General features: G+C 43.3%; 2 protein-coding genes and 1 pseudogene. 1 reads left to right on the top strand and 2 read right to left on the bottom strand.

Annotated elements, in window-relative coordinates:
* Positions 1-200: pseudogene (locus PN457_RS10085) on the bottom strand (ATP-binding protein); the annotation flags it as partial.
* Positions 201-705: 505 nt separating this feature from the next.
* Between PN457_RS10085 and purH the strand changes: the two are divergent.
* Entirely contained in the window at positions 706-2,232 is a 1,527-nt protein-coding gene (gene purH, locus PN457_RS10080; RefSeq protein ID WP_271733121.1) for a bifunctional phosphoribosylaminoimidazolecarboxamide formyltransferase/IMP cyclohydrolase, read from the top strand.
* A gap of 186 nt (positions 2,233-2,418) precedes the next feature.
* Here purH and PN457_RS10075 read toward each other — a convergent pair whose 3' ends face one another.
* Positions 2,419-3,111 carry a manganese catalase family protein gene (locus tag PN457_RS10075; protein ID WP_271733119.1) on the bottom strand — a complete coding sequence of 231 codons (693 nt, stop codon included), beginning with the start codon at positions 3,109-3,111 and terminating at the stop codon, positions 2,419-2,421.
* Positions 3,112-3,567 lie beyond the last annotated feature (456 nt).

The raw sequence follows: 3,567 nt of genomic DNA, 5'->3' as shown, positions 1-3,567 counted from the left end.
CCAGTATATTTACCACTGGCTGTCAATTCCTGTGCTAAGGTGAGCATGGCAGTGGTTTTACCGGTTTGTCTGGGTGCATGGATGACAAAGTAATTCTCTTGCTCAATCAGTCGTTTTAATTGGGGTAACCGTTCGGTAGTGGGTAGTGTATAGTGGATATTTGGTTTACAAGGGCCCGCAGTGTTAAACCATTTAGTCATAAAAGTTTACGTATAGCTTGATTTGATTATAACTCCCATGATTGTTGACGGTGGTCGGTGAGCGGAGTCGATAGCGATAGCGTGGCGTCAGCCATACCGTTGACTGTTGACCGTTGACTGGTAACAAACCCACAGTGTGGGATTTTTAACCTCTGACTGAAAGCTGACTAACAGGATATCCCCGACTTCTTAGGATGATATTATCAAGTAAGCATCAATTTTCATAGAAGTCGCGGATATTGCCTAACAGCAGCTTCCTATGGCAGATTTATCTAAATATTATAGCTTGATATGAAATATAAAAAAATACATTAAACTAACTAGAGTATTCTAAGTAACCCACCAGTCCACTTTTAGTGGACTTTAGCTATCAGACTCTTAATTTATTCCCTGGCTAATAAGCACTAACTAACAGCCTTTTGAGTCCTACGGTCTTGAAGTGAACCCAACCTTATGTAAAACTGGGGATCTTTCGTTTTATCGCCTACATCTGAGGAACTAAAACATGGCGCGTCTAGCCCTGCTGAGTGTATCTAACAAAACTGGTATAGTTGACCTCGCCCGTCGCTTGGTCGAAGAATTTGAATTTAATTTAATCAGCAGCGGGGGAACCGCCCAAACCCTCAAGGATGCGGGACTACCAGTGACAAAGGTTTCTGATTACACAGGTTCACCTGAGATTTTAGGTGGTCGAGTTAAAACCTTACATCCTCGCATTCATGGCGGAATTTTGGCGCGGCGGGATATTCCCCAACATTTAACAGATTTAGAAACTAACCAAATTCGCCCCATTGATTTAGTAGTTGTCAATCTTTATCCCTTTGAGGAGACCATTGCTAAACCCGGGGTAACATTATCGGAGGCGGTGGAACAAATTGATATCGGTGGTCCGGCGATGTTACGGGCTGCGTCGAAAAATTTCGCCCATCTGACGGTATTATGTGACCCAGGACAGTATGAGGAATATTTACAGGAATTACGCCACAATAACGGGACTGCTTCCCTAGATTTTCGCCAGAAATCTGCTTTAAAAGGGTTTTCCCATACGGCGAGTTATGACCAAGCCATAGCAGCTTATCTCAGCCAACAATCTGAGAATACTTACAACCTGTCCGGTCAGCAATTGCAATCTCTGCGTTATGGTGAAAACCCCCATCAACCTGCTGCTTGGTATCAAACCGGTACAACTCCCACCGGTTGGGCTGCGGCTACGAAATTGCAAGGTAAGGAACTGAGTTATAATAATTTGGTGGATTTAGAAGCCGCCCGCCAAATTATTGCGGAGTTTACTGATACCCCAGCAGCAACGGTGATTAAACACACTAACCCCTGTGGTGTGGCTTTGGGTAGTACCCTGGTGGAAGCATATCAAAAAGCCTTTAATGCTGATGCTGTTTCGGCTTTTGGGGGAATTGTCGCACTCAATCACCCCATTGATGTGGCTACAGCGGAAGAGTTAACTAAGACATTTTTAGAATGTGTGGTTGCTCCCGGTTGTGAAGCGGCAGCCCAAGAAATTTTGGCGGCAAAATCTAAGCTACGGATTTTAACTTTACCAGATTTGACTAGTGGCCCTAAGGAAACTGTCAAGGCGATCGCCGGGGGTTTTCTTGTCCAGTCCGCTGATGATAAAATAGCTGATAGTGGTGAATGGCAAGTAGTCACAGAACGTCAACCCACCCCCGACGAGTTAGCTGAGTTACTCTTTGCTTGGAAGGTTTGTAAACACGTCAAATCTAATGCTATTGTCATTACTCGCGATCGCACCACCCTAGGGGTAGGTGCTGGTCAAATGAATCGGGTTGGTTCAGTCAAAATCGCCTTAGAGCAAGCAGGTGCAAAAGCCCAAGGTGCAATTCTCGCCAGCGATGGATTTTTCCCCTTTGATGATTCAGTTAAAACAGCCGCAGCAGCGGGAATTACTGCAATTGTCCAACCCGGTGGAAGTTTACGCGACCAGGATTCTGTAAAGGCTGCAAATGAACTCGGTTTAGTCATGGTGTTAACTGGCACACGTCACTTTTTACACTAAACTTCTGCCAAGTGGTTGTATGACAGTTCATAAACTGTCACATATCAAACTTGCCTTTTGAGTAACTAACTGTACTATCTAATAGTGTGTGAGGAGCAAGTTAAAAATAAAAAGCGTTTGGGGTGGAAACACGGCCACACTCCCAGGCGCTTTTTGTTTTTTGACTATTAGCTCTATGGCTTTAGTTTAAGATTTTCTTTCCAGTGGGTTAGGGATGTATTTAAAATCTGGCTCCCGATTCCAAGGGCCACGCTGATCTTTACCATCCCCATTTGCAGATAGGTTGTAATAAATATCAACGGTTTCATCGGGTTGAATATTCCCAAAAAATGGCTCACTTAATTTCCCTAATGAATCCAGAGCCTTCATAAACATTCTAGTATGAGAAACTTCCCTGGTTAACAGGTGCACTAAAGTATTTTTAGTCCCTTGGTCCGTTGCTAGTTTAATTAATTCCTCATAAGTTTGACGTGCGCCAGCTTCAGCTGCAATATTAGCTCTTAAATCCCGAACTACATCGCCACCTTCATTCAAGTAATGTGCTGTCCAAGCACTCCCTTGACTATCTAAAAAGTGGGGTCCCATACCTCTCACAGCAAAGAGAGTACTTTTATATGCTTCGGTCTGGTCGGTATTTTTAGTATGAGCTTCAATTAGTTTCCCCACCATTTCCAGGTGGCTAAATTCTTCAATCGCAATATCTTGGAGCATATCCCGAATTCCCGGATCTTCCACATGAAAAGACTGTACCCAATATTGCAAAGCTGCTGATAGTTCCCCGGTTGCTCCCCCAAACTGCTCTAGGAGTAATTGCGCAAAACGAGGGTCAGCTTCACAAACATTCACAGGGTGAATAGGCTCTTTTTTGTGGTAAAACATAAATACCTCTGATAAAAAGCATTTTTAATCGCAAGTAATACCCCAGCCGAATAAAATCCTGGACGGCTCGAAAATCAAGATTTACTCTGATTAAGTTGAGATTATCAATTCTCACGGACAATGCTTTCTGTCAGAGGAAATAGTTATGAGTATCAAAAGTAAGATCCCCGATTTCTCACATAATTAGGGATACTCTAGGATAATTTATCTAGAAGTTGGGGAGCTTTGGGGCGATCGCCTGTACAATGTTTAAACGCAAAGGTCGCTAAGTACGCGCAAAGGTTCGCAAAGGTGTTTTTTGACAATATTTTATTTGGTTGGGTGGGATGTAAGAAACCAGGGGTTATGTGTTTGTTAGGCGATCGCCTGTACAATGTTTAAACGCAAAGGTCGCTAAGTACGCGCAAAGGTTCGCAAAGGTGTTTTTTGACAATATTTTATTTGGTTGGGTGGGAT

This window comes from Anabaenopsis arnoldii (assembly GCF_028331025.1).
In the GTDB taxonomy this organism is placed as follows: Bacteria; Cyanobacteriota; Cyanobacteriia; order Cyanobacteriales; family Nostocaceae; genus Anabaenopsis; species Anabaenopsis arnoldii.
Note: the sequence above shows the minus strand (reverse complement) of the source record. Positions and strands in the feature narration are given on the sequence as shown.